This window comes from Streptomyces alkaliphilus, assembly GCF_014141535.1.
GTDB lineage: Bacteria > Actinomycetota > Actinomycetes > Streptomycetales > Streptomycetaceae > Streptomyces > Streptomyces alkaliphilus.
The window spans coordinates 1-2,188 of record NZ_VKHT01000853.1 but is presented as its reverse complement, the minus strand read 5'-3'; the positions used below and the strand labels follow the sequence as shown (position 1 = coordinate 2,188).

Sequence of the window (2,188 nt, the reverse complement as noted above, 5' to 3'; positions counted from 1 at the left end):
CCACCCCTCCGGGGCGCGTCCCCCCGCGCTGCCCGCCGAGCTGATCCCCCGGCACGTGGCGATCGTCATGGACGGCAACGGGCGGTGGGCCAAGGAGCGCGGGCTGGCCCGGACGGAGGGGCACCGGCGCGGCGAGGCCGTCGTCCTCGACGTGGTCAAGGGGTGCCTGGAACTGGGCGTGCGCAACCTCTCCCTGTACGCCTTCTCCACCGAGAACTGGAAGCGCTCCCCCGACGAGGTCCGGTTCCTCATGGGCTTCAACCGGGACGTCATCGACCGCCGCACCGAGGAACTGGACGCGATGGGCGTGCGCATCCGCTGGGCCGGGCGCGAACCGCGGTTGTGGAAGTCGGTGGTCCGCAAGCTCCAGGAGGCCGAGGAGCACACCCGCGACAACGACGCCATGACGCTGTACATGTGCGTGAACTACGGTGGGCGGGCGGAGATCGCCGACGCCGCCGCCCGCCTGGCCGCCGACGTGCGCGACGGGCGGCTGGACCCGGCGAAGGTCACCGAGGAGACCCTGGTCCGCTACCTGTACTTCGCGGACATGCCGGACGTGGACCTGTTCATCCGGCCCTCGGGGGAGCAGCGCACCTCCAACTACCTGCTCTGGCAGAGCGCCTACGCCGAACTGGTCTTCCAGGACATCCTGTGGCCGGACTTCGACCGCCGTCACCTGTGGAACGCCTGCCTGGAGTACGCCTCCCGGGACCGCCGGTTCGGCGGCGCCCTTCCCAACGAGATCCCCACCGGCGATGGTGTCGCGGGGACCCCCGCGGGCTGATCACCGGCCGATCACCCTCCGTCCGCCGGAGGGGTCAGCGGCGCACCAGGTAGCGCAGGTGGGTCACGGTGGGCGAACCGATGACCCGGGTCTGCTCCAGCCGTATCCCTTCCGGCACCGGTCCGTCGAACAGCCGGGTGCCCCCGCCGAGCAGGATCGGCACCAGGTGCAGCTGCAACTCGTCCAGCAGCCCGGCGAGCAGGAGGCGTCGGACGGTCAGAGCCCCGCCGGCCACCGCGATCTTGCCGTCCCCGGCGTACTCGCGGGCCTCGGCCAGCGCCTCCTCCGCTCCGCCGGTGAGGAACCGGAAGAGGGAGTTCCCCCGACGCAGCGGCTCGCGCGGGGTGGGGTCGAGGACCAGCACCGGGACCCGGAAGGGCGGCTCCTCCCCCCACGCCGCCTCGCCGTGGGTGAACATCCGACCGCCCATGATCACCGCGCCGACGCCCTCGGCCTGTTCGGCGAGGATCTCCGAGTCCGGCCCGCCCTCCCCACCGGGAAGGCCGTGCATCCCGCGCCAGCTGTCCAGCCGGTGGATCCATTCGTGCAGCCGCTCCCCGCCGTGCCCGAGGGGAACGGCGGGGGAGGGCCCGGGACCGGTGACGTACCCGTCCAGGGAGACCGACAGATCGGCCGTGACCAGAGTCATGAGATCCCACCTCCCGCATCCTCCGCCCCGGGGACCCCGGGCGACGCTTCTGCCGTACCCACCGGACGGTACCCCGGTGCCGGCCGGAAAACACCGTGTGGCCGCCATGGGCTGCCGCGGGCCGTCGCGGCCACCGGAACGGTACGACAACGGCCCGCCGCGGTCCCCGGACTTCTCCGGATCCGACAACGGGCCGGTGTGCGGTGCGAACGGTCGGGCCGACGGACGACTCCGCCGGCGTCAGATGTCCCCGGCGCTCCGCGCCGCGGCGCAGTCGCCGCAGGTGCCGAAGACCTCGACGGTGTGACTCACGTCCACGAAACCGTGTTCGGCGGCGACGGCGTCGGCCCACTTCTCCACGGCGGGCCCCTCGACCTCGACCGCCTTGCCGCAGTTCCGACACACCAGGTGGTGGTGGTGGTCCCCGGTGCTGCACCGACGGTAGACCGCCTCGCCCTCGCGGGTGCGCAGCACGTCCACCTCGCCCGCGTCGGCCAATGACTGCAGCGTGCGGTAGACCGTGGTCAGCCCGACGGACTCGCCCCGGTGTTTGAGCATGTCGTGCAATTCCTGGGCGCTGCGGAACTCGTCCACCTCCGCGAGCGCCGCGGACACCGCCGCGCGCTGTCGTGTGGACCGGCCGCGGACCGGCGGTCCTGCCGTCACCACCATTGCCTCCCGAAGTCGCCCCGGCTCCCGTACTCGGCTGCCATTGTGCCAGGTGGCCCGGGGGTTCACGGGGAGGGGAGGGA

Annotated in this window: 3 protein-coding genes; 1 reads left to right on the top strand and 2 read right to left on the bottom strand. The window is 72.6% G+C overall.

What is annotated here, in order from left to right:
- Window positions 1–787 (top strand): isoprenyl transferase (locus tag FNQ90_RS20470; protein ID WP_182607706.1); only part of this gene is annotated, 787 nt, incomplete at its 5' end.
- A gap of 34 nt (window positions 788–821) precedes the next feature.
- Here FNQ90_RS20470 and FNQ90_RS20465 read toward each other — a convergent pair.
- Both FNQ90_RS20465 and FNQ90_RS20460 read right to left on the bottom strand, forming a co-directional pair.
- Window positions 822–1,436, bottom strand: a complete 615-nt coding sequence (locus FNQ90_RS20465; RefSeq protein WP_182607705.1) for a dihydrofolate reductase family protein — start codon at window positions 1,434–1,436, stop codon at window positions 822–824.
- 240 nt (window positions 1,437–1,676) lie between these two features.
- Window positions 1,677–2,105, bottom strand: coding sequence for a Fur family transcriptional regulator (locus tag FNQ90_RS20460; RefSeq protein WP_323380098.1), 429 nt, complete (start codon window positions 2,103–2,105; stop codon window positions 1,677–1,679).
- Between the last annotated feature and the right edge of the window lie 83 nt (window positions 2,106–2,188).

Coding starts and splice junctions, on each gene's coding strand:
- FNQ90_RS20465 (WP_182607705.1), bottom strand. CDS start 1,436: ATGACTCTGGTCACGGCCGATCTGTCGGTCTCCCTGGACGGGTACGTC.